At 65.4% G+C, this 25,674-nt stretch carries 24 protein-coding genes; 16 read left to right on the top strand and 8 right to left on the bottom strand.

Annotation, left to right across the window (positions count from 1 at the left end; translation table 11 throughout):
• The first annotated feature begins 36 nt into the window (after positions 1-36).
• The 4 genes from CEJ42_RS23510 (at position 37) to CEJ42_RS23495 (ending at position 4,686) form a co-directional block, all read left to right on the top strand.
• A complete protein-coding gene (locus tag CEJ42_RS23510; protein WP_207760477.1) occupies positions 37-1,341 on the top strand; it encodes an MFS transporter in 1,305 nt (434 codons plus the stop codon).
• Positions 1,342-1,534: 193 nt separating this feature from the next.
• The gene (locus CEJ42_RS23505) at positions 1,535-2,770 is read left to right on the top strand and encodes an MFS transporter (RefSeq protein WP_088752751.1); all 1,236 of its coding nucleotides are present in this window, start codon (positions 1,535-1,537) and stop codon (positions 2,768-2,770) included.
• 109 nt (positions 2,771-2,879) lie between these two features.
• Positions 2,880-4,070 carry an amino acid aminotransferase gene (locus tag CEJ42_RS23500; RefSeq protein ID WP_079215881.1) on the top strand — a complete coding sequence of 397 codons (1,191 nt, stop codon included), beginning with the start codon at positions 2,880-2,882 and terminating at the stop codon, positions 4,068-4,070.
• Positions 4,063-4,686, top strand: a complete 624-nt coding sequence (locus tag CEJ42_RS23495) for a YitT family protein (protein ID WP_079215880.1) — start codon at positions 4,063-4,065, stop codon at positions 4,684-4,686. The genes CEJ42_RS23500 and CEJ42_RS23495 overlap by 8 nt, the downstream gene beginning before the upstream one ends.
• Before the next feature lie 82 nt (positions 4,687-4,768).
• On the opposite strand, the gene CEJ42_RS23490 is transcribed toward CEJ42_RS23495, so the two are convergent.
• Positions 4,769-5,665 carry an FAD-dependent oxidoreductase gene (locus CEJ42_RS23490; protein WP_088752738.1) on the bottom strand — a complete coding sequence of 299 codons (897 nt, stop codon included), beginning with the start codon at positions 5,663-5,665 and terminating at the stop codon, positions 4,769-4,771.
• Positions 5,666-5,760: 95 nt separating this feature from the next.
• On the bottom strand, positions 5,761-6,204 hold the full coding sequence (locus CEJ42_RS23485) for an RrF2 family transcriptional regulator (protein ID WP_088752750.1): 444 nt from the start codon (positions 6,202-6,204) through the stop codon (positions 5,761-5,763).
• A gap of 367 nt (positions 6,205-6,571) precedes the next feature.
• Between CEJ42_RS23485 and CEJ42_RS23480 the strand changes: the two genes are divergently transcribed.
• On the top strand, positions 6,572-7,771 hold the full coding sequence (locus CEJ42_RS23480) for an ABC transporter substrate-binding protein (protein ID WP_088752737.1): 1,200 nt from the start codon (positions 6,572-6,574) through the stop codon (positions 7,769-7,771).
• 33 nt (positions 7,772-7,804) lie between these two features.
• Here the strand turns inward: CEJ42_RS23480 and CEJ42_RS23475 are convergent, their stop codons facing one another.
• Positions 7,805-9,136 (bottom strand): aminotransferase-like domain-containing protein, encoded by a 1,332-nt coding sequence (locus tag CEJ42_RS23475; protein ID WP_165774495.1) that lies wholly within the window; start codon positions 9,134-9,136, stop codon positions 7,805-7,807.
• A gap of 185 nt (positions 9,137-9,321) precedes the next feature.
• Between CEJ42_RS23475 and CEJ42_RS23470 the strand changes: the two genes are divergently transcribed.
• Genes CEJ42_RS23470 through CEJ42_RS23460 form a run of 3 tightly spaced genes read left to right on the top strand, consistent with a single transcriptional unit; the run spans position 9,322 to position 11,925 of the window.
• Entirely contained in the window at positions 9,322-10,257 is a 936-nt protein-coding gene (locus CEJ42_RS23470; RefSeq protein ID WP_088752735.1) for an SMP-30/gluconolactonase/LRE family protein, read from the top strand.
• Complete coding sequence (locus CEJ42_RS23465) at positions 10,254-11,015, top strand: SDR family NAD(P)-dependent oxidoreductase (protein ID WP_088752734.1); 762 nt, start codon at positions 10,254-10,256, stop codon at positions 11,013-11,015. Before CEJ42_RS23470 ends, CEJ42_RS23465 begins: the two co-directional genes overlap by 4 nt.
• Before the next feature lie 49 nt (positions 11,016-11,064).
• Entirely contained in the window at positions 11,065-11,925 is an 861-nt protein-coding gene (locus CEJ42_RS23460; RefSeq protein WP_079215873.1) for an isocitrate lyase/PEP mutase family protein, read from the top strand.
• Between the two features lie 76 nt (positions 11,926-12,001).
• On the opposite strand, the gene CEJ42_RS23455 is transcribed toward CEJ42_RS23460, so the two are convergent.
• Entirely contained in the window at positions 12,002-12,685 is a 684-nt protein-coding gene (locus tag CEJ42_RS23455; protein WP_088752733.1) for a helix-turn-helix transcriptional regulator, read from the bottom strand.
• Between the two features lie 115 nt (positions 12,686-12,800).
• Between CEJ42_RS23455 and CEJ42_RS23450 the strand changes: the two genes are divergently transcribed.
• Together CEJ42_RS23450 and CEJ42_RS25110 are read left to right on the top strand one after the other, a co-directional pair.
• Positions 12,801-14,261, top strand: a complete 1,461-nt coding sequence (locus tag CEJ42_RS23450) for an MFS transporter (protein WP_088752732.1) — start codon at positions 12,801-12,803, stop codon at positions 14,259-14,261.
• Positions 14,262-14,288: 27 nt separating this feature from the next.
• Entirely contained in the window at positions 14,289-14,450 is a 162-nt protein-coding gene (locus CEJ42_RS25110; protein ID WP_165774494.1) for a hypothetical protein, read from the top strand.
• On the opposite strand, the gene CEJ42_RS23445 is transcribed toward CEJ42_RS25110, so the two are convergent.
• Together CEJ42_RS23445 and CEJ42_RS23440 are read right to left on the bottom strand one after the other, a co-directional pair.
• A complete protein-coding gene (locus tag CEJ42_RS23445) occupies positions 14,390-14,980 on the bottom strand; it encodes an IMPACT family protein (protein ID WP_079215870.1) in 591 nt (196 codons plus the stop codon). The two genes, CEJ42_RS25110 and CEJ42_RS23445, sit on opposite strands and share 61 nt — an antisense overlap.
• A 17-nt stretch (positions 14,981-14,997) precedes the next feature.
• Entirely contained in the window at positions 14,998-15,912 is a 915-nt protein-coding gene (locus CEJ42_RS23440; RefSeq protein WP_088752731.1) for a hypothetical protein, read from the bottom strand.
• A 185-nt stretch (positions 15,913-16,097) separates the two neighbouring features.
• On the opposite strand from CEJ42_RS23440, the gene CEJ42_RS23435 reads away from it, so the two are divergent.
• Positions 16,098-17,039 carry a patatin-like phospholipase family protein gene (locus CEJ42_RS23435; RefSeq protein ID WP_088752730.1) on the top strand — a complete coding sequence of 314 codons (942 nt, stop codon included), beginning with the start codon at positions 16,098-16,100 and terminating at the stop codon, positions 17,037-17,039.
• 212 nt (positions 17,040-17,251) lie between these two features.
• On the opposite strand, the gene CEJ42_RS23430 is transcribed toward CEJ42_RS23435, so the two are convergent.
• Positions 17,252-17,854, bottom strand: coding sequence for a C40 family peptidase (locus tag CEJ42_RS23430; protein WP_079215867.1), 603 nt, complete (start codon positions 17,852-17,854; stop codon positions 17,252-17,254).
• Between the two features lie 308 nt (positions 17,855-18,162).
• Here CEJ42_RS23430 and CEJ42_RS23425 point away from each other — a divergent pair, with 308 nt between their 5' ends.
• The 4 genes from CEJ42_RS23425 to greA all read left to right on the top strand — a co-directional run bounded on the left by CEJ42_RS23425 (position 18,163) and on the right by greA (position 24,215).
• Positions 18,163-18,570 carry a heme-binding protein gene (locus CEJ42_RS23425; protein ID WP_088752729.1) on the top strand — a complete coding sequence of 136 codons (408 nt, stop codon included), beginning with the start codon at positions 18,163-18,165 and terminating at the stop codon, positions 18,568-18,570.
• A 302-nt stretch (positions 18,571-18,872) separates the two neighbouring features.
• The gene (gene carA, locus CEJ42_RS23420; protein WP_079215865.1) at positions 18,873-20,036 is read left to right on the top strand and encodes a glutamine-hydrolyzing carbamoyl-phosphate synthase small subunit; all 1,164 of its coding nucleotides are present in this window, start codon (positions 18,873-18,875) and stop codon (positions 20,034-20,036) included.
• On the top strand, positions 20,029-23,262 hold the full coding sequence (gene carB / locus CEJ42_RS23415) for a carbamoyl-phosphate synthase large subunit (RefSeq protein ID WP_088752728.1): 3,234 nt from the start codon (positions 20,029-20,031) through the stop codon (positions 23,260-23,262). Before carA ends, carB begins: the two co-directional genes overlap by 8 nt.
• Before the next feature lie 476 nt (positions 23,263-23,738).
• Positions 23,739-24,215: a transcription elongation factor GreA gene (greA, locus tag CEJ42_RS23410; RefSeq protein ID WP_079215863.1), complete on the top strand. Its 477-nt coding sequence runs from the start codon at positions 23,739-23,741 to the stop codon at positions 24,213-24,215.
• 165 nt (positions 24,216-24,380) lie between these two features.
• On the opposite strand, the gene yhbY is transcribed toward greA, so the two are convergent.
• Positions 24,381-24,839: a ribosome assembly RNA-binding protein YhbY gene (yhbY, locus tag CEJ42_RS23405; RefSeq protein ID WP_079215862.1), complete on the bottom strand. Its 459-nt coding sequence runs from the start codon at positions 24,837-24,839 to the stop codon at positions 24,381-24,383.
• 77 nt (positions 24,840-24,916) lie between these two features.
• Between yhbY and CEJ42_RS23400 the strand changes: the two genes are divergently transcribed.
• Positions 24,917-25,561 carry an RlmE family RNA methyltransferase gene (locus CEJ42_RS23400; protein WP_088752727.1) on the top strand — a complete coding sequence of 215 codons (645 nt, stop codon included), beginning with the start codon at positions 24,917-24,919 and terminating at the stop codon, positions 25,559-25,561.
• Positions 25,562-25,674 lie beyond the last annotated feature (113 nt).

Genomic DNA, 25,674 nt, shown 5'->3' with positions numbered 1-25,674 from the left:
CGATAAGCCCGCAAAAACAGGGCACCCGGAGGAGACATGACTCAACATACGATGGCGCACCCCGGTGCGCATGCCGGACGCTTCGACGTCTACCGCAGGATCTCGTGGCGCATCATGCCGTTTATCGTGCTGTGCTACCTGTGCGCCTATCTCGACCGCGTCAACGTCGGCTTCGCCAAGCTGCAGATGATGAACGACCTGCAGTTCAGCGATGCCATCTACGGCCTGGGCGCGGGCATTTTCTTCATCGGCTACTTCATCTTCGAAGTGCCCAGCAACCTGATCCTGCACAAGGTCGGCGCGCGCGTCTGGATCGCCCGCATCATGATCACCTGGGCGGTGATCTCGGCGGCCACGCTGTTCGTGCAGACGCCCACGCAGTTCTACGTCGCGCGCTTCCTGCTGGGCGTGGCCGAGGCCGGTTTTTCGCCGGGCATCATGCTGTACCTGACCTACTGGTTCCCGGCCAGGAAGCGCGGCTTCGCGCTGGGCTTCTACTACATCGCGATCCCCTTGGCGGGCGTGGTGGGCGGCCCGCTGTCGGGCTGGATCCTGGACGCCTTCTCGCAATCGGCGGTGATGCGCGGCTGGCAGTGGCTGTTCCTGATCGAGGCGATTCCCTCGCTGGTGGCGGGCATCGCCGTGCTGTTCCTGATGGTGGACAAGCCGGAGCAGGCGCAGTGGCTCTCCAGCGAGGAGAAGCGCCAGGTGATCGAAGAGATCCGCCGCGAAGACAGCGCCAAGACCACCCATGAGAGCTCGGCCTCGTTCCTGCGCGACAGTCGCCTGTGGAAGCTGTGTCTGGTGTACTTCTGCCAGATCATCGGGCTGTACGGCGTGAGCTTCTGGCTGCCGTCCATCATCAAGGGCTCGGGCATCACCGACAACACCACGATCGGCTGGCTCTCGGCGATTCCCTACCTGGTCGCCATCCCGGCCATCATCATCACCGGCATCACCGCCGACCGCTACCGTTCGCGCCGCATGCACTTCTCGGTGGCGCTGGTGATCGGCGCCCTCGGCCTGGCCTTCAGCGGCTACATCGGCCGCGATCCGACGCTGGCGGTGATCGGCCTGTCGGTCGGCACGGCCGGCACGCTGTCGGCGCTGTCGCTGTTCTGGGGCATCCCCTCGGCCTTCCTGGCCGGCACCTCGGCGGCGGCCGGCATCGCCACCATCAACTGCGTGGGCAACCTGGCCGGCTTCGTCTCGCCCTACATGGTGGGCTGGCTCAACGACGCCACCGGCAACGTCAAGATCGGCCTGTATGCGGTGGGCGCCTTCATGGTGCTGGGGGCGATCCTGGTGCGGATGATCTCGGCCAAGTTCGCCGACCAGTAGGCGCGGTCGAAGAAGGTCAGAGCGGGGCTGCCGCCGGCAAGCGGCGGCCCCGCTTCTTTTGCGTGTGCCTTGCACGTTGCGTGCGCATCTCGCATGCACGCCGCGCATGCCAGCGCGCGCAAATCTCGCTTGAGCCAGCGGCGCGGCGGCGATTCAATGTGGGCATCGTCACCTTCGCGCCAAGCCCATGTCCATGTCTACTTCAGCCTCCGCCTCTGCCTTTCCCGGTCGCAAGATCTATCTCATCGTCGCCGCCGGCGCGGTGGTGATGAGCATGGCGCTGGGCTCGCGCCAGACCTTCGGCCTGTTCATCAGCCCGCTGTCCTATGACTACGGCCTGCCGGTCACGCTGATCGCGTTCGCCATCGCCCTGCACAACCTCGTCTGGGGATTCGCCCAGCCGCTGGCGGGCGCCGCGACCGACCGCTGGGGGCCGGCGCCGGTGGTGGCCTTCGGCGCCGCGGCGTATGCCGCCGGCCTGGCCATGACGGCGCTGGCCTCCAGCGGCTGGCTGCTGGTGCTGGGCATGGGCGTGTTCATCGGCGTGGGCATCAGCTGCACCAGCTTCGGGGTGGTGCTGACCGCGGTGGGGCGCAACGTGGCGCCCGAGCGGCGCAGCATGGCCATGGGACTGGCCAGCGCCGGCGGATCCCTGGGCCAGGTTCTGATGGTGCCGCTGGTGCAGGGCATGCGTTCAGCGTCGGGCATCACCGTGGCGCTGATGGTGCTGGCATTGCTGGTGCTGGCCACCGCGCCGCTCGGGCTGGCCCTGGGCAGGCGGCCGTCGGCGCTGGCCGCGGCCGCCGACCCGGGCCTGAACTTCTCGTTGCGCGAGGTGGTGTCGCAGGCCTGCCGCCATCGCGGCTACCGGCTGCTGACGGTGGGCTTCTTCGCCTGCGGTTTCCAGCTGGCCTTCATCGCCACCCATCTGCCCGGCTACCTGGAGCTGTGCCATATGCCGATGGGCCTGGCGGCCACCGCGCTGGCGCTGATCGGGCTGTTCAACATGGCCGGCAGCTGGGCATGCGGCTGGCTGGGCGGGCGCTTTCGCCAGCAGCGCGTGCTCGGCTGGCTTTACCTGTTGCGCAGCGCGGCCATCGGCCTGTTCTTCCTGGCGCCCAAGAGCCAGCTGTCGGTGACGCTGTTCGCCGCCGTGATGGGGCTGGCCTGGCTGGGCACGGTGCCGCTCACCACCGGCCTGGTGGCGCGCATCTTCGGCACGCGCCACATGGGCACGCTGTTCGGCGTGTGCTTCCTGAGCCACCAGCTGGGATCCTTCCTCGGCGTATGGCTGGGCGGGCTGGTGCTGGACCTGACCGGATCGTATTCGCTGCTGTGGGGCGCGACCTTCGCCGCGGGCGTGCTGGCGGCGCTGCTGCATTTCCCGATCGACGACCGCAGCGTCGCCGCGCCGGCGGCCACGGCGTGAACCGCCGCCCGAGCGGTCCGTTCCCGATTTCGCCCGCGACGCGCTAACATAGCGGATTACCGGCATTGCGCCGGTATCCGCTTTTTGTTTCTGTTTCCACGAGGCCATCATGTTTTCCCATCTTCCCCCGTATGCCGGCGACCCCATCCTCAGCCTGATGGAGGTGTTCCAGCGCGACGAGCGCGCCAACAAGGTCAACCTCAGCATCGGCATCTATACCGACGGCCGCGGCATCGTGCCGGTGCTGCCTTCGGTGCGCACGGCGGCGGCGGAGATCGCAAAGGAGGTGAAGCCCTACGTCTACCTGCCCATGGAGGGCCACGGCGGCTATCGCCAGGCGGTGGCGCAGCTGCTGTTCGGCGCCGACCTGCCGGCGCCGGAGCACCTGGCCGTGGTCCAGACCCTGGGCGGCTCGGGCGCGCTGAAGGTGGGGGCTGACCTGATCGCGCGCTTCTTCCCGCAGCCGACCGTGTGGATTCCGGATCCGACCTGGGACAACCACATCGGCATCTTCGAAGGCGCCGGTTTCAAGGTCGAGCGTTATCCCTACTACGACGCCGCCACCCGCGGCCTGGACTTCAATGGGATGCTGGGCAAGATCGACTCGCTGCCGCGCGGCGCGGTGGTGCTGCTGCATCCGTGCTGCCACAACCCGACCGGCGTCGATCCCACGCGCGAGCAATGGGAGCAGATCGTCGCCGTGATCGAGAAGCGCGGCCTGCTGCCGTTCTTCGACCTGGCCTACCAGGGCTTCGCCGAAAGCCTGGAGGCGGACATCTGGCCGGTGCGCGAGTGCGTGCGCCGCGGCATCGCCTTCTTCCTCAGCAACTCCTTCTCCAAGATCTTCTCGCTGTACAGCGAGCGCGTGGGCGCCTTGTCGGTGTTCTGCCCGCAGAAGGACCAGGCGGCCAACGTGTTGGGCCAGCTGAAGCTGACCGTGCGCCGCAATTACTCCAGCCCGCCGATGCACGGCGCGCTGCTGGTGGCGCGGGTGCTGTCGGATGCGACGCTGGCCGCCCAGTGGCGCGCCGAGGTCGAGGAGATGCGCCTGCGCGTGCGCGACATGCGCAGCAAGCTGGCGGCGCAGCTGAAGACGGCGGTGCCGGACCAGGATTTCTCCTTCCTGTTGAAGCAGCACGGCATGTTCGGCTACACCGGCCTGAGCGCCGCGCAGGTGGAGCGCCTGCGCAACGAGTTCGGCGTGTACGCGATCGCCACCGGACGCATCTGCGTGGCCGGCCTGAACGACGGCAACGTCGCGCGCGTGGCCGAGACCATGGCCGAGGTGCTGCGTGGCTGAGGCATTGCTGAAGGCGCAGCCCGATGTGCGGCACCGGGTGTATGAAGACGCGCTGGCGCTGGTGGCCGGCACGCTGTTCATCTCGCTGGGGGTGAACATGTACACCCACGTCGGCCTGCTGACCGGCAGCACCGCGGGCCTGGCGTTCCTGGTCCATTACCTGTCGGGGCTGCCGTTCGGCGTGGTGTTTTTCGCCATCAACATCCCGTTCTACTACTTCGCGTTTCGCCGCATGGGGATGCGCTTCATGGCCAAGACCTTCTGCGCGGTGGCGCTGGTGTCGGGCTTCTCGCTGCTGCATCCGCAGTTCATCGCCTACGACAGGCTGAACCTGTTCTACAGCGCGGTGCTCGGCGGCCTGCTGATCGGCAGCGGCTTCGTGATGCTGTTTCGCCATGGCGCCAGCCTGGGCGGCGTCAATGTGGTGACGCTGTTCCTGCAGGACCGCTACGGCCTGCGCGCGGGCAAGCTGCAGATGGGCGTGGATGTGGTGATCGTGCTGGCGTCGCTGTTCGTGGTGACGCCGGTGGTGCTGGCGGCATCGATCCTGGGCGCGGTGGTGGCCAACCTGGTGATCGCGCTGAACCATCGTCCGGGTCGTTATATGGGCATGTGATCCGGGAGCGCAGCGGCTTCAAGGAAAAAGGGCGCCATGACGGCGCCCTTTTTTTTCATGTGCACGGTGTTTGTGTCATGACTTATTCCATGACCAGCGAACGGTGCGCGCTCACGCCCGCCATCACGCCCGAGGCCGAGGCCATGGTGCCGTTGCTGAACACCATGGCCGCGTCGCCGGCGGCGAACACATTGGGCACCGAGGTCTGGCGCATGTCATCGGTGCGGATGTAGGGGCCGATGGGACCCTGCTCGAAAGCGCAGCCCAGCTGCATCGCCAGCGGGCTGGCCATGTGTACGCGCGGCCCGACGAACACCGCGCCGATCTCCAGCGCGCGACCGTCGGCCAGTTGCACCGCGTCGATTTCGGGCGCTGTGCCGATGACGGCCACCACCGGCGTGCGCTCGATGGCGACGCCGCGTTTTTGCATCTGCCTGAGTTCGGCCTCTTCCGGCTCGAACTGGCCTTGGGTGAAGTAGGTGGTCGGCCCCCAGTCCGGCAGCATGATGCCCTGGTGGGCCGACAGCGGCGAGGTGGCGATCACGCCCAGCTTGCGGTCGCGCACTTCATAGCCGTGGCAGTAAGGACAGTGGATCGCCGTCTGGCCCCAGCGCTCCTGCAGGCCGGGGATGGCGGGCAGTTCGTCGCGCACGCCGGTGGCCAGGATCAGGCGACGGGCGCGCAAGCGGCGGCCGTCTTCCAGTGTCACGCTGACGCCCTGTGCGTCGGCAGCGGCGTGCTCGGCATGCGCCACCACCAGTTCGAAGCTGGGGTAGGCCATCAGCTGTTCGACGGCGATGGCCATGATTTCATGCGGCGGCGTGCCGTCCTGGCCGAGGAAACCGTGCGAGGCATGCGAGAAGCGGTTGCGCGGCTGGCCGGCGTCGATCATCAGGACCTGGCGGCGGGCGCGCACCAGTTGCATGGCGGCCGATGCGCCGGCAAAGCTGGCGCCGACGACGATGACATCGTATTGCATGGAAGCTCCTTTGTGGAAAATGCGGGCGCGAGTCCACCCGCGCGCCTTGTCAGGCAAGGCGCGAACTCAAACGGCGAAGGAAAACGGGAGGCCGCTCAATGCGGCGGCGGTTGCCACTCGTGGAAGCGGGGGCCCACATCCCTGGCCAGTGCGGCCAGGGTGATGCCGGCCAAGCGGTGGTCGAGGATGCGGTTCGCTTCTTCCATCACGTCGTCAAGCGCGCGGTTGACGGCGATCTCGACCAGGCAGCCGGGCGACTCCTCGCGCGCGCCCAGCGTGACCAGGCGTTCGCCCAGGGCCTGCTGCACCTGGTGCAGGCTGATCTCCTCCATCGGCCGCGCCAGCGACCAGCCGCCGCCGTGGCCCTTGGTGGACGTGACGATGCCGGCTTCACGCAGCCCGGCGAAGGTGCGGCGGATGACGACGGGATTGGTGCCGACCCAGCCGGCGATCTCTTCCGAGGTCATCGGCGCGTCGGTGCGCTGGCCCATGTGCAGCAGGATGTGCAGGGCAATGGAAAGGCGGTCGCTTCGTTTCATGTAACTCATATTATTACGTAAGCAGCGCCGGGTCAACCGTGCGCCCCGGAAACACCGTGGCGGGCCGTGCCAGTCGCCCCACTGGTACGGCATCCAAAAAAATCCGCGCCACTGTACCAGCCGCACGCGGGTGAGGGCGGCTATGCTTGGCCGACAACAACGCAACAGCAATGCAATAACAAAGACACAGCGCAACGACACAGCGCCGGCCATGCGCCGCGCGTCTTTGCCACACAAGCACAGGAGACAGGATGCAGGCCACGCAGCGCCAGCTTCACCGGGCATGACCCGCGGTCATCGCCGCACGCATCATCTTTACCGCAACCCGCCGCCAGTGCGGGCATCATCAAGACACACAGGAAAAACAATGAAACGCATTCTGCTCGGCCTGGCCGTCTGTGCCGCATGGCACGTCGGCGCGCAGGCGCAAATCACCAACGACAAGGTTCGTATCGGTTTCGTGACCGACATGTCCGGTCCGTTCGCCGACAACGACGGTCCCGGCGGGCTGGAGGCGATCCGCATGGCGGTGGCCGACTTCGGCGGCAACGTCAACGGCAAGCCCATCGAGATCCTCTCGGCCGACCACCAGAACAAGGCCGACAACGCCTCGGCCAAGGTGCGCGAGTGGGCCGACGTGCAGCACGTCGACATGGTGGTGGGCGGCGCCAATTCGGCCGCGATGCTGGCGGTGAACCGCCTGGTGGAGAGCAAGAAGTTCGTGTTCCTGGTGGTGTCGGCCGGCGCGCCGCAGTTCACCAATGAAGAGTGCACGCCCTACACGGTGCAGTACGCCTACAACACCACGGCGGTGGCGCGTGCATTGGCCAGTGCGACGGTGAAGCAGGGAGGCAAGTCCTGGTACTTCCTGACCAGCGATTACACCTTCGGCCACTCGCTGGAAGGCGAGGCCACCAAGGTCGTCAATGAGAACGGCGGCAAGGTGCTGGGTCGCGTGCGCCATCCGATCAATACCGAGGACTTCTCGTCCTTCCTGATCCAGGCGCAGTCGTCCAAAGCCAACGTGCTGGCGCTGGCGTCTTCGGGCAGCGACACGCTCAATGCCATCAAGGGCGCGCGCGAGTTCGGCCTGACCCAGTCGATGAAGGTGGCCGGTCTCCTGCTGTTCATGAACAACGTCGACAGCCTGGGCCTGAAGAATGCGCAGGGCCTGCTGCTCTCCGAGTCGTGGTACTGGGACCAGGACGACGCCTCGCGCGCCTTCGCCAAGCGCTACTTCGCCAAGATGAAGCGCATGCCCAACAGCCTGCAGGCGGCCAACTACTCGGCCACGATGAATTACCTGAAGGCGGTGAAGGCGGCCGGCAGCGACGAGCCGGCCAAGGTGATGAAGCAGTTGCGCAGTGCCGGCATCAACGACATGTACGCCAAGGGCGAGGTGCGCGCCGACGGCCAGATGGTGCACGACTTCCATCTCTACGAGGTGAAGAAACCGGGCGAGTCCAAGGGCGCATGGGACTACCTGAAGACGGTGGCGACCATCCCGGGCAAGGACGCCTTCACGCCGCTGGCGGAATCGAAGTGCGCGGCGACGAAGAAGCCCTGAGCTCCGGTCTTACTCTCCTCATCCCGGCCGTGCTCAGCGCTGCTTCGCCAGCCAGGCCAGGAACTCGGGATGGGAGCCGTAGGCCACGTTGATGCGGGTGCCCGGTTCCTGGTCCGGTGAGACGGTGAAGGCTTCCGGCGGCGCGATGAAGATGCCCTGGCGCGCAGCCTGGGCCGAGATGTCCTGGCCGCGCATGGCATCGCTGAACCTGATCCAGACGTAGAAGCCGTCGCCCAGCGGTCGCGGCACCGAAAAGCCCGCCTGCTCCAGACCGGCCACGGTCTGCGCGGCGGCGTCGGCGATGCGTTCGCGCAGGCGGCGCAGGTACTTGAGGTAGCGCGCGTCCTGGATCAGCGAATAGACCAGCCGCTCGTTCTGGGCCGAGGTGGAGATGATGGTGATCACCTTCATCTCGTTGAGCTCGGCGGCGATATCGGGCGAGGCGGCCACGTAGCCGACCCTGAAACTGCCCGGCAGGGTCTTGGAGAAGGAGCCGACGTAGATCACGCGCTTGAGCTGGTCCAGCGCGGCCAGGCGCGGCGCGGTCACGGGCAGGATGTCGGCGAAGGGATCGCTCTCCACCAGCAGCAGGTTGCGTGCCTCGGCGATCTTCATCACGCCGTAGGCGTTGCCGGAAGTGATCGAGCCGCCCACCGGGTTATGCGCCAGCGGCTGCGTGAAGAACATGCGCGCGCCGGAGCTGCGCGCCTTCTCGTCCAGGTCGGCCAGATCGGGGCCGTCGTGCAGGCGGCGCACGCCGACGATGCGCGCGCCGGCCGCGGCCAGCTTCCAGAACAGCGGATAGTAGCCGGGCTCTTCGACCAGCACCGCATCGCCGGGACGCACGTAGCAGCGGATCACCAGGTCGGTGCCGTGGTTGCCGCCGTAGGTCATCAGCACCTGCCCGGGATGGCACTGGATGTCGCGCTCGGCCAGCACGCCGCACAGGTGTTCGCGCAGCGGCAGGAAGCCCCATGAGCTGTTGTAGGAGTCGGAGGCGGCCACGCGCGGCAGCGCGATGGCGCGGCGCTGCTCGGCCGGATCCAGCCAGTCGGGCGGCAGGCGGCCGTCGCCGGGGCGGATCGGCAGGCTCTGCTCCAGCTGTTCGGTGAGGATCATCTTGGCGCGGCGCGCGCCGTCGGCGAAGCTGGGCATCGCCTGCGCCTTCAACTGCGGCGTGTTGCGCGCGATGAAGTAACCGGCGCCGGGTTTGCTGTTCACCACGCCTTGCGCCACCAGCCGCAGGTAGGCCTCCACCACGGTGTTCTTGGCCACGCCCTGCAGCTCGGATTCTTCGCGCACCGAACGCAGGCGGTCGCCCGCTTGCAGCGCGCCGCTGCGCAGGCGGGCCAGCACATCTTCCATGATGAGCTCGATTTTTGAGCCGGCGGTCATTCCAACTGTACCTGTTATGTGACTGGTTCGGTGTCGAGAAAATAGTCTGGGACTGTACCAGTTCCCCTGGTGCCCTGCCAGATATGCTTCAACCATGCGCAAGGGCAGGCCGCCGGCGCGCGCAGCATCGCATCACATTTGACGGAGACCAGATCATGAACGCATCAGCGCATTCGCCGGGCAAGCCGGCGCCCATTCCGCCGTCCGAACAGAACCTGCTCACGCGGGTGGCCGAGCCGTGGTGCAAGGTGTCGGACGAAGTCCTGCAGCTCGAAGGGCTGTGCTTCGATCGCCGCGGCACGCTGTATTTCCTCGAGGTGTTCGGCGGCACCGTGTTCAGTCTCAAGCCGGGCGGCAGGACGCCGAAGGCGCTGTTCCAGCTCGCGGGCATGAACCCGGCCAGCGTGAAGATCCACCGCAACGGCCAGCTGTACATCTCGCTGCTGGGCGACTTCAAGCAGGGCGGCCTGCTGATCTGCAATCCCGACGGCAGCGGGCGGCGCACCATCCTGCAGGATTATGTGGTGGACGACATCGTGTTCGCCTCCGACGGCGGGTTCTACTTCACGCACTTCGTCGGCAGCTCCTGCGAGCCTACCGGCGGCGTCTTTCATGTTTCCGCCGACGAGGTGGTGACGCCGGTGATGCGCAACATGGCCGGCCCCAACGGCGTGGCGCTGTCCACCGACGAGCGCGTGCTGTGGGTCACCGAGACCAACGCCAACCGCCTGCACCGCATTGATCTCGCGGCCGACGGCAAGACCATCGCGCCCTACGGCACCTGCGTGCCGTATCACTTCACCGGCTATCACGGCCCGGACTCCTGCAGCATCGACAGCGACGACAACCTGTATGTGGCGATGTATTACCAGGGGCGGGTGATGGCGTTCAACCGCTACGGTTTCCCGATCGGGCAGTTCCTGCTGCCGGGGCGCGATGAAGGACAGCACCTGCTGACCACGCATCCGATGCTGGCGCCCGACAGCAGGCAGCTGCTGATCTGCACCAACGATCCGGTCGGCCAGAAGGGCTCCTGGATCTTCAGTGCCGAAGCCTTTGCCAAGGCGCACAAGACTTATCAATTCACATGAACACCATCATGCAAAAACTCAGTGGAAAGACCGCCCTCGTCACCGGGGCGGCGCGCGGCATTGGTCTTGCCATCGCGCGGCGTTTCGCCGGCGAAGGCGCCAACGTGGCCATCGTCGATCTCGATGAAGCGGGCGCAGGCGCGGCCGCCGATGCCATCGCCGGCGAGTTCGGCGTGAAGACCTTGGCCGTGCGCGCCGACACCGGCCGTGCCGGCGACAACGCGCAGATGATCGCGCGCGCCATCGGGCACTTCGGCCAGCTCGACATCCTGGTGTGCAACGCCGGCATCGTGCGCCCGGCCAAGCCGCTGGAAGACATCACGCCCGAGCAATGGCAGCAGGTGATCGACGTCAACCTGCTCGGCTACGTCCATGCGACCTCGGCCTTCATCCCGCACGCCAAGGCGCGCAAGTCGGGCAAGGTGATCTACATGGCGTCGGTGGCGGGGCAGGTGGGCGGCGTCGCCGCCGAGGTCACCTATTCGGTCACCAAGGCCGGCGTGCTGTGCCTGACCAAGGCCACCGCCAAGCAGCTGGGGCCGTACAACATCCACGTCAACGCCATCGCGCCGGGCACCATCGAGACCGCCATGACCGATGTGCTGAACTATTCGCCCGAGGTGAAGAAGGGCATCGCGCTCGGCCGCTACGGCGAGGTGGACGACATCAGCGCCGCCGCGCTCTATCTCGCCAGCGACGACAGCAACTACGTCACCGGCGCCACGCTGGACGTCAACGGCGGACTCTTCATGCGCTGAGCCGGACACGCGGCCGCCACGATTTATTTTCATCCACAAGAGGATTCACATGGACATGCATCAAAAGCGCCAGCGCCTGCGCCAGCTGCTGGAAGACCAAAGCGAATGCACGCCGATCATGGGCGCGTACGACGTGCTCTCGGCGCGCATCATCGAGCAGACGGGCTTTCCGGTGCTCTATACCGGCAGTTTCGTCACCGGCGCCACCAAGGGCCTGCCCGACGTCGGTCTGGTGCAACTGGGCGACCTGCTGCCGCTGGCGCGCGAGATCGCCAAGGAGACCAGCCTGCCGCTGATCTGCGACGCCGACAGCGGTTGGTACCACGCCGCCAACATCTGGCGCACCGTGCACGAGTTCGAGTCGGCCGGCGCGTCCGCCATCCACATCGAGGACACGGTGTTCGGCAAGCACACCGAGTTCGCGCCGGTGCTGCTGGAGCAGGACGCCATGTGCCAGCGCATCCGCGCCTGCGTGGACGCGCGGCGCGATCCCAACTTCCTGATCATCGCGCGTTCGGACGCGATCTACCTGAAGGACGATCCGGAAGAAGCGGTCGAGCGCATCAACGCCTATCTCGAAGCCGGCGCCGATGCCGGCTTCCTGGTGTTCAAGGGATCGGTGTCTTCGCTGGCCGAGTATCGCGCGCGCATCAAGGGGCCGGTGATCGTGACCAGCGTCGACTTCCAGGATGCGATCGATGCCGAGACCCAGGCCGGCGCCAACATGTCGGTGTACTGGCCGCTGGCGATCTTCGCCGCGTTCAAGGCGGTCAAGCAGGTGTGCGAGGCATTCCGCGAGGGGCGCGACGCCAGCAAGCTGCGCGAGTACTGCTTCGACGAAGGGCTGATCAACAAGACCGTGGGCTATGAGCGCTTCAATGCCAACATCGGCAAGTACGGGGCGGTCTGATCCGGTCCCGGCGGATGTGAAGGCATGAAAAAAGGAGCACCGAGGTGCTCCTTTTTCTTTGCCGCCTGCCGCCGCGTCATACCGGCACGATGCGATAGACGCAGCGCCGCCCGCCGGAGGGCAGGTGCTCCTCGCGCGTGACGCCGGCCTTGTCGCCCACCACTTCCCGGAACAACTGCAGCTCCGAGCGGCAAAAGCCCTGGCAGCTTTGCGCGGCGGCGCAGATGGGGCAGTGGTCTTCCAGCAGCAGCCAATCCTTTCCATCCTTCTCCACGCGTGCCATGTAGCCCTCGGCGCTGCGGATCTCGGCCAGCTTCTCCAGCTTCTTCGGCAAGGAGGAAATGCCGGCGCAATGGCGCTGGTAGTCGGCGCGCATTTCCGCCTCGCGCTGGCCGATCAGTTTTTCCAGCCCCTGTTCGCCGAACAGCTGGCGGATCGATCCGATCAGCTGCACCGTCAGCTGCGCGTGGGTATCGGGGAAGCGGGTGTGCCCGGCGGCGGTCAGGTCCCAGTCCTGGCGCGGACGTCCGGCGCGCGGCGCCGCGCTCGACTGATGCCCGGCGATCAGGCCTTCGGCCACCAGCTTTTGCACCTGCTGGCGCGCCGCTTCCGAGGTCATGCCCAGCTCGCGCGCCAGTTCGGCGGTGGAGGCCGGGCCGCGCGTTTTCAACCGGAACAGGATGCGCTCGGGCGTGGAAGGACCTGCCTGGCCGGGGTCGGGCGGCAATTCATTTTCCAAGTATTTACTTGTTAAATTCATGGGGACGTTTTACACTGCGCTTCAAATAACCAAACGATTGCTTGCATATTATCCCCGCTTCGGCCAAATGTCGAACCGGGTTTCCAGCCAAAACCAAACAGCGAAGGAAAACGATATGACCACCCACAGCCCCTCACCGGACATTCCCGCGCCCATGGCGGCCGACGGCGCCACCTGGGGCGAGCTGCTGAGCGGGCGCAACGGCCTGCGGGCGGTGGCGCTGACTGGCGGCGTGGCGCTGCATGCGATCAACGTGCACATCGTCACCACCATCCTGCCATCGGTGGTGCGCGACATCGGCGGGCTCGACTACTACGCCTGGAACGTCACGCTGTTCGTGGTCACCTCCATCATCGGCTCGACCCTGACCAACAAGCTGCTGGCCGCGCTGGGCGCGCGCCGCACCTATCTGCTGGGACTGGCGGTGTTCGCCGCCGGCGCGCTGGTGTGCGCGCTGGCCGGCAGCATGATGCAGATGCTGGCCGGGCGTGCGGTGCAGGGCGTGGGCGGCGGCCTGCTGGCGGGGTTGGGCTATGCGCTCATTCCCCTGGTGTTCGAGCAGCGCCTGTGGTCGCGCGCGATCGCGCTGGAGTCCGGCATGTGGGGTATTTCGACGCTGCTGGGGCCGGCGGTGGGCGGCCTGTTCGCCGCCAGCGGCCACTGGCGTCTGGCGTTCTGGGCACTGGTGCCGCTGCTGCTGTTGCAGGCGGCGCTGGTGAGTGCGCAGCTCGGCCCGCGGTCGGTGAGGAAGGTCGACGGCGGGCAGGGGGCGATGCCGTTCGGGCGCATCCTGCTGCTGGCCGCCTCGGTGCTGCTGATGGCGCTGGCGGCGCAGGCCGACACGGGGTGGCTGGCGGCGGCGGGCGTGGCCGGCGGCGTGGCGCTGGGCCTGCTGGTGGCGCGCATCGACCTGCGCCATCGCGTGAGCCTCCTGCCGCGCAGCGGCTATGCGCTGGGCACCGTGATGGGCAAGGTGTTCGCCTGCGTCTCGCTGCTGGTGATCGGCAGCTGCACCGAGATCTTCGTGCCGTATTTCCTGCAGACGCTGCATGGCTACCAGCCGCTGGCGGCGGGATACATGACGGCCGCCATGGCCGGCGGCTGGAGCGTCGCTTCGCTGTTCAGTTCGGGGCGCGCCGGCGCCGCCGTCGACCGCATGGTGCGCATCGGCCCGATGCTGATGACGCTGGGCCTGATCGTGCTGGCCGTGCTGTTGCCGGCGCGCTGGGTGGACGCCGGGGTGATGGTCGACGCGGCGCTCGTGCTGGCGCTGGCGGCGGCCGGAGCGGGCATCGGCCTGGGCTGGCCGCACCTGATCGAGCGCGCCATGCGCGCAGCCAGCCCCGGTGAGGAAAACCTGACCTCGGCGGCAGTCACCACCGTGCAGTTGTATGCGATGGCCGTCGGCGCGGCGCTGGTCGGGCTCACGGCCAATGAGGCGGGCTTGACGTCGCCGGGCGGAATCGTGGGCGCGCAGGACGCCGCCATGGTGCTGTTCGCGGTGTTCGCGATCGCGCCGGCGCTGGCGGTGCAGCTGGCGCGCCGGCTGTCGTGCAGGCTGCGGCGCATGCATTGAGACGGGAATGGAGCAGGGAGCGCACAGATGCACGCAGAACTGGACGAGATCGAATACCACCTGCTGCTGGCCGAGTTCGACCAGTTGTGGTCGCGCACGCCGCAGCCGGGCGACCGCGAGCGCATGGATCAGATGATGCGCTTGATCGAGGCGTTCGAGGCCACGCGCCTGATGGCCTCTTCGGCCTGAGCCAGCTGTGCCTCGGGCAGGCGCAGCCGCAGGTGGGCGAGGGCGTCGTGGCGGCTGTCGAGCAGTTCGTATTTGTGCTGGGCCAGCCAGTGGCGCAGTTGCGGTTCGGCGGCGTAGGTGATGCCGATCTCTATCTCCGCCTGCGGCACGCGCTCGGTGCGTTCGACGCTCTTCAACGCCGTCGCCACCGCGTCGGTATAGGCGCGCACCAGGCCGCCGGCGCCCAGTTTGATGCCGCCGTAGTAGCGCACCACCATGGCCAGCACGCCGTCGAGTTCATGATGGCGCAACACTTCCAGCATCGGGCGGCCGGCGGTGCCGGAAGGCTCGCCGTCGTCCGACATGCCGGACTGGCCGCCGGCCATCAGCGCCCAGCACACATGCGTGGCGCCGCGGTGGGCGTCGCGCATGCGTTCGATCTCCTGCATCGCAGCCTCGCGCCCGGCCACCGGCATCACGATGCCGATGAAACGGCTCTTGCGGATATCGAGTTCGATCTCGCTGCGGGCGGCGATGGTGTAGGTGGGCACGGCGCGCGTCGCTGAGATCAGGCCTCAGAGGCGTTGGCGGCCTTGAGCATGGCGATCTCGGCGCGTAGGCCCTGGTTCTCCTCGGTCAGCCGGGAGACGCGCGACTGCAGCGCGGCGATTTCGCGGCGCAGCGCGGCGGTGAGTTCGTTCTCCTGTCCCTCCACCAGCGGGATGGCGTCGGCGGCGGCTTCGCCGTCTTCCACCCTGGGCGCGCGCGGGGTGCGGGTGGCGGCCTTTTGTTCGCGCACCTTCTTGGCGGCTTCGCGCAATTCCTTCTTGCCGCCGGCTACCGCGCTGACCTGGTCTTCGCTGGGCAGCGAGGCTACCGCGGCGGCGGCGTTGATCGAGATGGCGCCGCTGCGCACCGCTTCCACCAGTTCGGGCGCGGCGGTCTTGCGGATGCGGTCGATCTGGCCGATGGTGGCGCTGCTGATGCCTGCGGCGCGCGCGATGTCCTGGCGCGTCTTGATCGGGCCGGTGGTGTCGTCGGCGTGCCAGGGCGGGTCGCCGGCATCCGCGGGCGATCCGCCTTCGGCGGCGTTTTCAGGCGAAGGCACCGCGGCGTCGGCCGGGTCTTCACCCTTCACGGGTTTGGGCAGGGCCTTGGTGCGGGCGGCCATGATGTCGCGCTTGCGCAATGCCAGCATGCCGCGCTGGAAGTCGGACACGCTGCGGCGTCCGAGCTGGTTGTCGATCATCCACAGCAGCACGTCGTCGAGCGACTTGAAGCTTTCGTTCTGGACGGTCTTGAAGGGCAGCTCGTACTTGCGGCAGATCTCGTAGCGGTTGTGGCCGTCCACCAGCACCTCGCCCCACAGCACCAGCGCGTCGCGGCAGCCCTCGGCGAGGATGCTGCGCTCCAGCGAGGCGTATTCGTTGGGGGTGAGCGGATCGATGTACTTCTGCAGTTCTTCGTTGATGACGATGTTCATGGCGCGTCGTTTAGCGTGGTGAGGCCGGGCGGCGCATTCTACACCAGTGAGGGCGGGCTCCCCGGCACGGGCGGCGCTTGCAGTAGAATGTCACGCCGCAGGTGCCTGCCACTTTCCGCGACCGGCATGGTCGAACGGCGGGTTGCATCCGGTGCGGCCGTGTTTCCACCTGACCATCATCTTTCATGCGCATTTCGCTTCGCCTGGCGGCACTTGCCGCCGCCACTTCCTTCCTGCTGGCCGGCTGCGGCACCACCTCGTGGATGCCGGGCTCGACGGCCGCCAAGCCGGCCGACACTGTTTCCACCGCGCCGACCCCGGTCGCCACGGCGCCGAAGAAGGTCCGCATCGGCCTGGCCCTGGGCGGCGGCGCCGCGCGCGGCTTCGCCCACATCGGCGTGATCAAGGCGCTGGAGTCGCAAGGCATCGACGCCGACATCGTGGCCGGCACCAGCGCCGGCAGCCTGGTGGGGGCGATGTACGCCGCCGGCAACGACGGCTTCGCGCTGCAAAAGCTGGCGCTGGCGATGGACGAGGCGGCGATCTCGGACTGGTCGGTGCCGTTCTTCGCCAAGGTCAGCGGCGTGCTCAAGGGCGAGGGCGTGCAGAACTACGTCAACAAGGCGCTGGGCAACCTGCCTATCGAGAAATTCAAGATCCCCTTCGGCGCCGTGGCGACCGACCTGAAGACCGGCCAGCCCATCCTGTTCCAGCGCGGCAACGCGGGCGTGGCGGTGCGCGCCTCTTCGGCGGTGCCGGGCGTGTTCCAGTCGGTGAAGATCGGTGACCACTATTACGTGGACGGCGGCCTGGTGGCGCCGGTGCCGGTGCGCTTCGCGCGGCAGATGGGCGCGGACTTCGTGATCGCCGTCAACATCTCGGCCCAGCCCGAGGCGCAGGCTTCGGCCAGTTCGGTGGACGTGCTGCTGCAGACCTTCGCCATCATGGGCCAGACCATCAACCAGTATGAGCTCAAGGATGCCGACATCGTGTTGCAGCCGGTACTGGGCGCCATGAAGGGCAGCGACTTCGCCAGTCGCAACGTGGCCATCCTGGCCGGCGAACAGGCGGCGATGGCGGCCATGCCGGAGATCAAGCGCAAGCTGAAGGCGATGGCGGGGAATTGATTCGGGAAAGGGCGGCGACGCGCGGTGCGGTGGAGCTGCCGTCGTCCGATGCGGAGGTGCGACGGTTCAACTCGCGCATACCTTCTTTGTTTTGGTGAGCCGCAAGCCGGTGAAGTTGTCTTGTCGATAAGCAACAGGCAGGCGATGGCAGAAGTGAAAAAGCCGCCATCAGGCGGCTTTTCTATATAGAGGGGCTTGCATCCGTATGGTGCTTACTTGCCCTCTTCTTCATCGGCGGCGATGCGGCGCGCACCATTGAAGCGCTTTTTCCAGTAGGACTCGTCCATGCTCTCGATGCGGACCTGGCCGCCGGAGGAGGGAGAGTGGATGAACTTGCCGTCGCCCAGGTAGATGCCGACGTGCGAGAAGCCGCGACGCAGGGTGTTATAGAACACCAGGTCGCCGGGCTGCAGGTTATCCTTGCCGATCTTTTCGCCCACGCGGGAGATCTCCAGCGAGGTGCGCGGCAGGTCGGTGCCCCATGCTTCCTTGAACACGTAGCGCACCAGGCCGCTGCAATCCAGGCCGGTGTCGGGCGTATTGCCGCCGTAGCGGTAATTGATGCCCAGCATGGCCAGGGCCTGGGTGGCCAGTTCGGAAGCGCGGTTGGTGATGTCTTGCAGGCGGGCGATCGCGAGATTGGTCTTGCTGATCAGCTGCTGGGCTTGCGGGGATGTTGCTTGGGGGGGAGGGAGATCCTGGGCCGCCAGGGAGAGGTCGGCGGAAAATGCGGAGGCGCTGATCAGTAGTCCGGCCGCGAGCGAGCACGCACGTGCGGCTTGTCGTCGGATTCGGTCAGATCGGCGCTGGGTCATCAGGATCCTCTCAAAAGTAGGATTGCGGGACTGTAAGTGAATTCTTACGCCTTGTCAAAAGCTAATTTCGTGCCAGATTGTAATAATTGCATCGTTTGCGGGGCAAAGTCGGGCTTTTCGCGGGGATCTCCCAGTAAGTGTTTTTCCTACACGGGGTCGGAAAAAATTTCGAGATAAATTATTTACGCGGGAAGGGCGGGGCGAGGCGGGCGGGTTCACATCAAAAACTCTCACCGACGAGTTTGATGTCAAATCGTCTTTCTCGCCGTACAATCAGCGTTCAATTTTTTAAGCACACCGGAGCCAACATGCAAACCAAACCCTACCTGTCGCTGGACGACGTCAAGAAGATCGCCGCCGGCGCCGAAGCCGAAGCCCGCGCGAACAACTGGAACGTCGCCATCGCCATCGTCGACGACGGCGGCCATCTGCTGTGGCTGCAGCGCCTGGACGGCACCGCGCCGATTTCCTCGCAGATCGCTCCGGGCAAGGCTCGCACCGCCGCGCTGGGTCGTCGCGAGAGCAAGATCTATGAAGACATGATCAACAACGGTCGCTTCTCCTTCATGAGCGCGCCTGGCCTGGAAGGCCTGCTGGAAGGCGGCGTGCCCATCGTGGTCGACGGCCACGTGGTCGGCGCTGTCGGCGTGTCGGGCGTGAAGTCCTCCGAAGACGTGCAGATCGGCCGCGCCGGCATCGCCGCCCTGGGCCTGTAATCCCTCCTTTCGCCGGCGGGCCTTGTCCGGCCGGCGAATCCCGCCTATTGCGTCCATTTGGATGCATCTTGCGGCAACTTTCGGCAATCTTGGATTTGCCGGAGGGAGCCTCTTGCGCTATAATTACGCGGTTTAGCCAATTTAATTCCGCCGTAGCGCATACCCACTCCTCCACCTCGTTCCTTACAGGCCAGAAGCCAGCTCCCGTACCGAATGAGTCGGGGTGTTCGCGCCGGCCGGTTTGGCGCGCCAAGGATCTTCCGGTCATCCAGCCGCGGCGGTAACAATCTCAGGAGTTACCCTTGCTGCCTCTTCTTTCCGGTCCCGCGATTCCGGCAATCCTCGCGCTCGCAGACGGGTCTGTCTTCCAAGGATTTTCCATCGGCGCCGCGGGCAATACCACTGGCGAAGTGGTGTTCAACACGGCCATGACCGGTTACCAGGAAATCCTGACCGACCCCAGCTACAGCCGCCAGATCGTTACCCTCACTTATCCGCACATCGGCAACACCGGTGTGAACCGCGAAGACGTCGAAGCCTCGCAGATCCACGCCGCCGGCCTGATCATCAAGGACCTGCCGCGCCTGCTGTCGAACTTCCGCAGCCAGCAATCGCTGTCCGACTACCTGAAGGAAAGCAATATCGTTTCCATCGCCGGCATCGATACCCGCAAGCTGACCCGCATCCTGCGCGAGAAGGGCGCCCAGAATGGCGCCATCGTCGCCGGTGAGGCGGACATCGCCGCCGCCACCGCGAAAGCGCTGGAACTGGCGCGCGCCTTCCCCGGCCTGGCAGGCATGGACCTGGCCAAGGTGGTGTCGACCAAGAAGGCCTACAACTGGACCGAGACCGAGTGGCAGCTGGGCCGCGGCTACGGCCAGCAGATCACCCCGAAATTCCACGTGGTCGCCTTCGACTACGGCGTCAAGTTCAATATCCTGCGCATGCTGGCCCAGCGCGGCTGCAAGGTCACCGTGCTGCCCGCGCAGGCGACTGCCGCCGAGGCGCTGGCGCTCAACCCGGACGGCATCTTCCTGTCCAACGGCCCCGGCGACCCGGAACCGTGCGACTACGCCATTGCCGCCTCCAAGGAGCTGATCGAGCGTGGCATCCCGACCTTCGGCATCTGCCTGGGTCACCAGATCATGGCGCTGGCCTCCGGCGCCAAGACGCTGAAGATGAAGTTCGGCCACCACGGCGCCAACCACCCGGTGCAGGACCTGGACAGCAAGCAGGTGATGATCACCTCGCAGAACCACGGTTTCGCCGTGGACCAGGCGACCCTGCCGGCCAACTGCCGCGTGACCCACGTGTCGCTGTTCGACGGCTCGCTGCAAGGCTTCGAGCGCACCGACAAACCTGCATTCTGCTTCCAGGGCCACCCCGAAGCATCCCCTGGACCGCATGACATCGCCCCCCTGTTCGACAAATTCGTGGCGATGATGGAGAAGAAACAAAATGCCTAAGCGTACTGACATTAAAAGCATCCTGATCATTGGCGCCGGCCCGATCATCATCGGCCAGGCCTGTGAGTTCGACTACTCCGGCGCGCAGGCCTGCAAGGCTCTGCGCGAAGAAGGTTTCAAGGTCATCCTGGTCAACAGCAATCCGGCCACCATCATGACCGACCCGGAAATGGCCGACGCCACCTACATCGAGCCGATCACCTGGCAAGCTGTCGAGCGCATCATCGCCAAGGAAAAGCCGGACGCCATCCTGCCGACCATGGGCGGCCAGACCGCGCTGAACTGCGCGCTGGACCTGCATCGCCACGGCGTGCTGGACAAGTACAAGGTCGAGCTGATCGGCGCGACCCCGGAAGCCATCGACAAGGCCGAGGACCGCTCCAAGTTCAAGGAAGCGATGACCAAGATCGGCCTGGGTTCGGCGCGTTCGGGCGTGTCCCACACGATGGAAGAATCGTGGGCGGTGCAAAAGACGCTGGGCTTCCCGGTCATCATCCGTCCGTCCTTCACCATGGGTGGCACCGGCGGCGGCATCGCCTACAACGCCGAAGAATTCGAAACCATCTGCAAGCGCGGCCTGGAAGCCTCGCCGACCTCCGAACTGCTGATCGAAGAATCGCTGATCGGCTGGAAAGAGTATGAGATGGAAGTCGTACGCGACAAGGCCGACAACTGCATCATCGTCTGCTCGATCGAAAACCTCGACCCGATGGGCGTGCACACCGGGGACTCGATCACCGTCGCACCGGCGCAAACGCTGACCGACAAGGAATACCAGATCATGCGTAACGCCTCGCTGGCGGTACTGCGTGAAATCGGCGTCGACACCGGCGGTTCCAACGTGCAGTTTTCGGTCAACCCGGCCGACGGCCGCATGATCGTCATCGAAATGAACCCGCGCGTGTCGCGTTCCTCGGCGCTGGCTTCCAAGGCCACCGGCTTCCCGATCGCCAAGATCGCCGCCAAGCTGGCCGTGGGCTTCACCCTCGACGAGCTGCGCAACGAGATCACCGGCGGCGCGACCCCGGCCTCGTTCGAACCGTCGATCGACTACGTCGTGACCAAGATCCCGCGCTTCACCTTCGAGAAATTCCCGCAGGCCGACAAGCACCTGACCACCCAGATGAAGTCGGTGGGCGAAGTGATGGCCATCGGCCGCACCTTCCAGGAGTCCTTCCAGAAGGCCCTGCGCGGCCTGGAAGTCGGCGTGGACGGCATGAACGAGAAGACCACCGACCGCGAGACCATCGAAGAAGAGCTGGGCGAACCCGGTCCGGACCGCATCTGGTACGTGGGCGACGCCTTCGCGCAAGGCTTCTCGCTGGAAGAAGTACATGGCCTGACCCACATCGACCCGTGGTTCCTGTCGCAGATCAAGGAGATCGTCGACATCGAACTGTGGCTGGAGAAGGACGTCGCCCTGGAGTCGCTGGACAAGGCCACCTTGTTCCAGCTGAAGCAGAAGGGCTTCTCCGACCGTCGCCTGGCCAAGCTGCTGAAGACCACCGACACCGCCGTGCGCGAACAGCGCAAGAAGCTGGGCGTGCGCCCGGTGTTCAAGCGCGTCGACACCTGCGCGGGCGAGTTCTCGACCGACACCGCGTACATGTATTCGACCTACGACGAAGAGTGCGAGTCGAACCCGACCGACAAGAAGAAGATCATGGTGCTGGGCGGCGGTCCGAACCGCATCGGCCAGGGCATCGAGTTCGACTACTGCTGCGTGCACGCGGCGCTGGCGATGCGCGATGACGGCTATGAAACCATCATGGTCAACTGCAACCCGGAAACCGTTTCCACCGACTACGACACCTCCGACCGCCTGTACTTCGAGCCGGTGACGCTGGAAGACGTGCTGGAAATCGTCGACAAGGAAAAGCCGGTCGGCGTGATCGTCCAGTACGGCGGCCAGACCCCGCTGAAGCTGGCGCTGGACCTGGAAGCCAATGGCGTGCCCATCGTCGGCACCTCGCCCGACATGATCGATGCGGCCGAAGACCGCGAGCGTTTCCAGAAGCTGCTGCAGGACCTGGGCCTGCGTCAGCCGCCCAACCGCACCGCCCGTACCGAAGCCGACGCGCTGCGTCTGGCGCAGGAAATCGGTTACCCGCTGGTGGTTCGCCCGTCCTACGTGCTGGGCGGCCGCGCGATGGAAATCGTGCACGAGCAGCGCGACCTGGAGCGTTACATGCGTGAAGCCGTCAAGGTTTCGCACGACTCGCCGGTGCTGCTGGACCGCTTCCTGAACGACGCCATCGAAGTCGACGTGGACTGCCTGTCCGACGGCCAGCGCACCTTCATCGGCGGCGTGATGGAACACATCGAACAAGCCGGCGTGCACTCGGGTGACTCCGCCTGCTCGCTGCCGCCGTACTCGCTGTCCAAGGACACCATCGAGGAACTGAAGCGCCAGACCGCCGCCATGGCCAAGGGTCTGAACGTGGTCGGCCTGATGAACGTGCAGTTCGCGATCCAGCAAAGCGAAGTCGACGGCAAGACCGTCGACACCGTGTTCGTGCTGGAAGTGAACCCGCGCGCCTCGCGTACCGTGCCGTTCGTGTCCAAGGCCACCGGCCTGCAGCTGGCCAAGATCGCCGCGCGCTGCATGGTCGGCCAGTCGCTGGAAAGCCAGGGCATCAAGAACGAAGTGGTGCCGCCGTACTACAGCGTCAAGGAAGCCGTGTTCCCGTTCGTCAAGTTCCCGGGCGTGGACACCATCCTCGGCCCCGAGATGAAGTCGACCGGCGAAGTCATGGGCGTGGGCAAGACCTTCGGCGAAGCCTTCGTGAAATCGCAGATGGGCGCCGGCGTGAAGCTGCCGACCTCGGGCAAGGTGTTCCTGTCGGTGAAGAACAACGACAAGCCGCGCGCCGTGCAGGTGGCCCGCGATCTGGTCGCCCTGGGCTTCTCGGTGGTGGCGACCAAGGGCACTGCGGCTGCGATCAGCGCTGCCGGTATTCCCGTGACCACCGTCAACAAGGTGGTCGAGGGTCGTCCGCACATCGTCGACATGGTGAAGAACAACGAGATCGCCCTGGTGGTGAACACCGTTGAGGAAAAGCGCAACGCAATCGCCGACTCCGGAGCAATCCGTACTTCGGCGCTGGCCGCGCGCGTGACCACCTTCACCACCATCGCCGGCGCAGAGGCCGCGGTGGAAGGCATGCGCCATCTGGACACGCTGGACGTCTACGATTTACAAGGCCTGCATAAAGCTATACACTAAACCCACAACACGTTGGATTGCCGGCCGGAATTAACCTAGGCTGGCAAGCGCAGAGGGCATCTGAGCAATCGATGCCCTCTCTGACTTTTAGAGTCGCTAACAAAATGCTGTCGGCCTGCCGGCGCCGGATCGGCGCACGCTGCGGCGGTATTTTGTTAGCGACTCTTAGGACGACTCCCTGCGGCCACAACATGTTCAATGTTGCAGGGCAGTGCCGTCCAGGGGCCGCTAACAAAATCCTGTCGCCGTACCCGTTCCGGATGGCGGTATTTTGTTAGCGGCTCTGAGCCGGACGCGCGTGTTGATGAAGAGCTGACGGAACTTCTGCAGCAGCGTTCCGTTCATCAGTGAGATTGTTCCCGGAAGATTACGCCCGGTCGCCACATGCGCGACAGAGCCCTCTTTTTGTGTTTTCAATCTGGCCGGTGGACCTTGCCTGCGTTTTCCGGAATTACCTAACCTTGAGCAAGAGACCTATGAGCACAGTTCCCCTTACCAAGCGTGGCGCAGAACTTCTGAAAGAAGAATTGCAACGTTTGAAGTCCAAAGACCGTCCGGAAGTCATCAATGCGATCGCCGAAGCGCGCGCGCAGGGCGATCTGTCCGAAAACGCCGAATACGAATCCGCCAAGGAGCGCCAGGCCTTCATCGAAGGTCGCATCGCCGACCTGGAAGGCAAGCTGGGCGCGGCCCAGGTGGTTGACCCGGCGGAACTGAACGCGGACGGCCGCGTGGTGTTCGCCGCCACCGTCGACCTGGAAAACCTGGACAGCGGCGAGAAGGTGACCTACCAGATCGTGGGCCTGGACGAAGCCGACATCAAGGAATCCAAGGTGTCGGTGACCTCGCCGATCGCGCGCGCCCTGATCGGCAAGAGCGCAGGCGACGTGGTGGCGGTGGAAGCGCCGTCCGGCGTCAAGGAGTACGAAATCCTGGAAGTGCGTTACGTCTGATTCCCGGATTGACGCAGACCCTGCCGCGGCCGGCGGGGTCAACGCGATGCCGCCGAGGGTGGTGTCACGGAGCTGGAAATGAAAATGCCCGCATCAGCGGGCATTCTGTTTTTTGCGCCGGATGTTGATCCGGATACGCATGGCGCGTCCGGATCCGGCAGGCCGTCAGCCCAGCGACTTCTTGGTGCTGCGCTGGCGCGGCTTGGCTTTCTTGACCAGGCCGCCGGCGGTGACGCGTTCATTGCCCTTGAGCATGACCTTGTTGACCGTCGGACGCTTGGTGGTGTGGGTCTTGACGATGGTGACTTCGCGCAGGCCGCCCTTGGCTGCGGCGGCCGCCTTCTTGAGGTCTTCCTTGCGCGGGCGGTACAGCACCAGCAGCTTGCCGATATGCTGCACCGGCGCGGCCTTGAGTTCGGCGCAGATCTGCTCGTAGATCGCGATGCGGTCTTCGCGGTCGTCGCCGAAGACGCGAACCTTGATCAGGCCGTGGGCGTTGAGGCTCTTGTCGATTTCCTTCAAGACGGATTCGGACAGGCCGCCTTCGCCGATCATGACGACAGGATTCAAGGCATGGGCCTGTGCGCGCAGTTCGCTGCGCTCGGCGGGAGTAAGTGTAAACATGGGAATGCGATGCGGGACTGCTGCCTGTGCGGCTGCCGACGTGTCCCTGAAAGAGATAAAACCAGTATTCTACGCGAATGGCTAAGAACAAACTGAACAAAAACTGGTTGCATGACCATATCAACGATCCTTACGTGAAGCTCGCGCAAAAGGAGGGTTATCGTGCGCGCGCGGCCTACAAGCTCAAGGAAATCGACGAGGAAGAGCGCCTGATCAAACCCGGGCAGATCATCGTCGACCTCGGCTGCACGCCGGGCAGCTGGTGCCAGTACGTGCGCAACAAGCTGGCCGGGGCGGAGGGCGGCGGCATCCACGGCACCATCATCGGCCTGGATATCCTGCCGATGGACCCGATCGCCGACGTGCACTACATCCAGGGCGATTTCCGCGAGGAAGACTCGCTGCAGCAGCTGGAGGCCCTGCTGGCCGGCCGCAAGGTGGACGTGGTGCTCTCCGACATGGCGCCCAACCTGTCGGGCGTGGCGATCGCCGATGCGGCGCGGGTCGAATATCTTATCGACCTGGCAATCGAGTTCGCCCAGGCGCACATGAAGCCCTCCGGCGCCTTGCTGGTGAAGTGTTTCAACGGCACCGGCTACAACGAACTGGTGCACAAGTTCAGAGCGGAATTCAAGAAGGTGGCGTCCAAGAAGCCCAAGGCCAGCCGCGACAAATCGTCCGAGATTTTCCTGCTCGGGAAAATCCTGAAGAATCCTCAGTGAGAAATCGGATAAAGTTGAATCAAAGTTCGGTTTAAAGCTCAAAATCTGTCGAATTTGCACGTTTTCGCGTCTTGTTTTGCCCGGTTTCAGCCTTATATCGATTCACGGGAATC

The sequence above is a fragment of the Herbaspirillum robiniae genome (assembly GCF_002213415.1).
Taxonomy (GTDB): domain Bacteria; phylum Pseudomonadota; class Gammaproteobacteria; order Burkholderiales; family Burkholderiaceae_D; genus Herbaspirillum; species Herbaspirillum robiniae.
The sequence above is the reverse complement of the archived record's forward strand: the minus strand, read 5'-3'. Positions and strand labels throughout refer to the sequence as shown.

What these genes read in the sequence shown, in the direction of transcription:
- CEJ42_RS23450 (WP_088752732.1), top strand. Translation starts at nt 12,801, where the DNA reads ATGACCACCCACAGCCCCTCACCGGACATTCCCGCGCCCATGGCGGCC.
- CEJ42_RS23475 (WP_165774495.1), bottom strand. Translation starts at nt 9,136, where the DNA reads ATGGAAGATGTGCTGGCCCGCCTGCGCAGCGGCGCGCTGCAAGCGGGC.
- CEJ42_RS23480 (WP_088752737.1), top strand. Translation starts at nt 6,572, where the DNA reads ATGAAACGCATTCTGCTCGGCCTGGCCGTCTGTGCCGCATGGCACGTC.
- carB (WP_088752728.1), top strand. Translation starts at nt 20,029, where the DNA reads ATGCCTAAGCGTACTGACATTAAAAGCATCCTGATCATTGGCGCCGGC.
- CEJ42_RS23400 (WP_088752727.1), top strand. Translation starts at nt 24,917, where the DNA reads ATGGCTAAGAACAAACTGAACAAAAACTGGTTGCATGACCATATCAAC.
- CEJ42_RS23430 (WP_079215867.1), bottom strand. Translation starts at nt 17,854, where the DNA reads ATGACCCAGCGCCGATCTGACCGAATCCGACGACAAGCCGCACGTGCG.
- CEJ42_RS23485 (WP_088752750.1), bottom strand. Translation starts at nt 6,204, where the DNA reads ATGAAACGAAGCGACCGCCTTTCCATTGCCCTGCACATCCTGCTGCAC.
- CEJ42_RS23510 (WP_207760477.1), top strand. Translation starts at nt 37, where the DNA reads ATGACTCAACATACGATGGCGCACCCCGGTGCGCATGCCGGACGCTTC.
- CEJ42_RS23435 (WP_088752730.1), top strand. Translation starts at nt 16,098, where the DNA reads ATGCGCATTTCGCTTCGCCTGGCGGCACTTGCCGCCGCCACTTCCTTC.
- CEJ42_RS23455 (WP_088752733.1), bottom strand. Translation starts at nt 12,685, where the DNA reads ATGAATTTAACAAGTAAATACTTGGAAAATGAATTGCCGCCCGACCCC.
- CEJ42_RS23505 (WP_088752751.1), top strand. Translation starts at nt 1,535, where the DNA reads ATGTCTACTTCAGCCTCCGCCTCTGCCTTTCCCGGTCGCAAGATCTAT.
- CEJ42_RS23500 (WP_079215881.1), top strand. Translation starts at nt 2,880, where the DNA reads ATGTTTTCCCATCTTCCCCCGTATGCCGGCGACCCCATCCTCAGCCTG.
- CEJ42_RS23460 (WP_079215873.1), top strand. Translation starts at nt 11,065, where the DNA reads ATGGACATGCATCAAAAGCGCCAGCGCCTGCGCCAGCTGCTGGAAGAC.
- CEJ42_RS23470 (WP_088752735.1), top strand. Translation starts at nt 9,322, where the DNA reads ATGAACGCATCAGCGCATTCGCCGGGCAAGCCGGCGCCCATTCCGCCG.
- CEJ42_RS23425 (WP_088752729.1), top strand. Translation starts at nt 18,163, where the DNA reads ATGCAAACCAAACCCTACCTGTCGCTGGACGACGTCAAGAAGATCGCC.
- CEJ42_RS23440 (WP_088752731.1), bottom strand. Translation starts at nt 15,912, where the DNA reads ATGAACATCGTCATCAACGAAGAACTGCAGAAGTACATCGATCCGCTC.
- greA (WP_079215863.1), top strand. Translation starts at nt 23,739, where the DNA reads ATGAGCACAGTTCCCCTTACCAAGCGTGGCGCAGAACTTCTGAAAGAA.
- CEJ42_RS23490 (WP_088752738.1), bottom strand. Translation starts at nt 5,665, where the DNA reads ATGCAATACGATGTCATCGTCGTCGGCGCCAGCTTTGCCGGCGCATCG.
- CEJ42_RS23465 (WP_088752734.1), top strand. Translation starts at nt 10,254, where the DNA reads ATGAACACCATCATGCAAAAACTCAGTGGAAAGACCGCCCTCGTCACC.
- CEJ42_RS25110 (WP_165774494.1), top strand. Translation starts at nt 14,289, where the DNA reads ATGCACGCAGAACTGGACGAGATCGAATACCACCTGCTGCTGGCCGAG.
- yhbY (WP_079215862.1), bottom strand. Translation starts at nt 24,839, where the DNA reads ATGTTTACACTTACTCCCGCCGAGCGCAGCGAACTGCGCGCACAGGCC.